Origin of the sequence: Streptomyces sp. NPDC057623, from assembly GCF_042800355.1 — a bacterium.
GTDB lineage: Bacteria > Actinomycetota > Actinomycetes > Streptomycetales > Streptomycetaceae > Streptomyces.
This window is the reverse complement of sequence record NZ_JBHVGZ010000028.1, coordinates 1-1,641: the sequence shown is the minus strand read 5'-3', so window position 1 is coordinate 1,641 and position 1,641 is coordinate 1. Positions and strand designations below refer to the sequence as shown.

2 protein-coding genes are annotated in these 1,641 nt (G+C 76.5%); both read right to left on the bottom strand.

The window, feature by feature from the left end; genetic code table 11:
- Nucleotides 1-422 (bottom strand): TAXI family TRAP transporter solute-binding subunit (locus ACFU95_RS26255; RefSeq protein ID WP_383831956.1); only part of this gene is annotated, 422 nt, incomplete at its 3' end.
- Nucleotides 419-1,641, bottom strand: a 1,223-nt coding sequence (locus tag ACFU95_RS26250) for a sensor histidine kinase (protein ID WP_383831954.1), incomplete at its 5' end; no start/stop codon positions are given. The genes ACFU95_RS26250 and ACFU95_RS26255, both read right to left, overlap by 4 nt.

Sequence of the window (1,641 nt, the reverse complement as noted above, 5' to 3'; positions counted from 1 at the left end):
GTGAAGAGTCCCGCGTCGGCGCGCACGGCCAGCTGAAGGTAGTTCTCGTAGACCCGGCCGATGGCACGCAGCGGGACCCGGTCGCCGAACGGCGCCGAGCCGCCGTACGCGGCCCCCGCGATGTCGGCCAGCGCCAGCGCCACGTCGGCCCGGCGTGCTCGGAGCAGCCGGATGTTGGCCACGCTGGCCTCGCTGTTGAGCACCTCGCAGGACAGCTGGGGGTAGGCCGCCGTCACCTGGTCGGCGAGCAGCCGGCCGAACGCGGCGTAGAAGTTGCCGGACTCGCCGGTCGCGATGCGCAACCTGCCCTTCGGACCGAGGTCCGTGCGCCGTGCGTCGGCCGTCGCGGCGGTGGCGAGCAGCGTGGCGCACGCCGTGCCGAAGGCGGCACGCAGTGCGGTGCGTCGGGCGGCGCCGGTCATGCGGTGGGCCCCTTCCGGCCCCCCGCGCCGCGTTCGGCGCGGGGGAGCAGGACCCGGACCCGCAGTCCGTGCGGCTCGGCCGCCGCGAACTCGACGCGCCCGCCCCGGCCGGCCACCAGCTGCTCGGCGATCGCCAGACCGAGGCCGCTGCCGCGTACCGCGCGGTGGCGCTCCGAGCGCCAGAAGCGGGTGCCGGCCCGGGGGAGTTCGCCGGTCGCGAGGCCGGGGCCGTCGTCCCGCACCTCGAACACCGTGTCCGGGCCCTCGGTGAGACAGCGCGTCTCGACGCGGGCGCCGCTCCCGGCGTACTTGATCGCGTTGTCCAGCAGGATGTCGGCGACCTGAGCCAGTTCGCCCTCCGTGCAGGACGTGAGGACGGCGGTGCCGGGGACGAACTCCAGGCGGATTCCCGCCCGTTCGGCCAGCGGCCGCCACAGCTGTGCCTGGGCGGCGGCCACCGCCGTCGCGTCGCAGCGCGCCTCCGGTGTGTCCGTCACGGCCAGTTCGCCGGCGCGGTGTTCGGCGTGGGCGAGCGCGAGCAGGTCGTCGAGGAGATGCTCCATGCGTTCGAGTTCGGAGGTCACGCCCGTGTACGTGCGCGTGGCGGAGTCGGGCAGGCGAAGCTGGAGGGAGTCGATGCGCAGGCGCAGCGCGGCGAGCGGGTTGCGCAGCTGGTGCGAGGTGTCGGCGACCAGGCGGCGCTGCTGTTCCAGGGCGGTGGTCACGGCGTCGGCCATGCGGTTGAAGCCGGTGGCGAGCTGGCGCAGTTCGGGCGGGCCGCCCTCCCGGGCGTGCTCGGCGGGCAGTCCGGCCGCCAGGGCGCCGACCGCGTGGTCCAGGCGGTGCAGCGGGCGTACCACCCACCGCGTGGCGGCACGGGCGAGCAGCAGACAGGCCACGGCGAACAGGCCCGCACCGGCCAGCACGAGGGCCCAGCGCAGGGCGATGTCGTCGGCGGCGGCCCGCACCGACGCCCGCAGCACCACGGCGCCGGACACCCGGATGCCGGTGCCCACCGGGCGGGCGAGCAGTCTGTCGCCGCGCGACCAGGGGCGCAGCGTGCCCCCGGGCGAGACGGGCTGGTTGCGCAGCGCCGCGTCGACGAGGCGGGCGACGGCCGGGTCCGCGGCGCGCATGCCGCCGGTCTGCGCCACCGGGGCGCGGCGGGCGTCGACGACCACGACCGCCTCGCCGTACAACGCGGCGTACCGGGTGACCT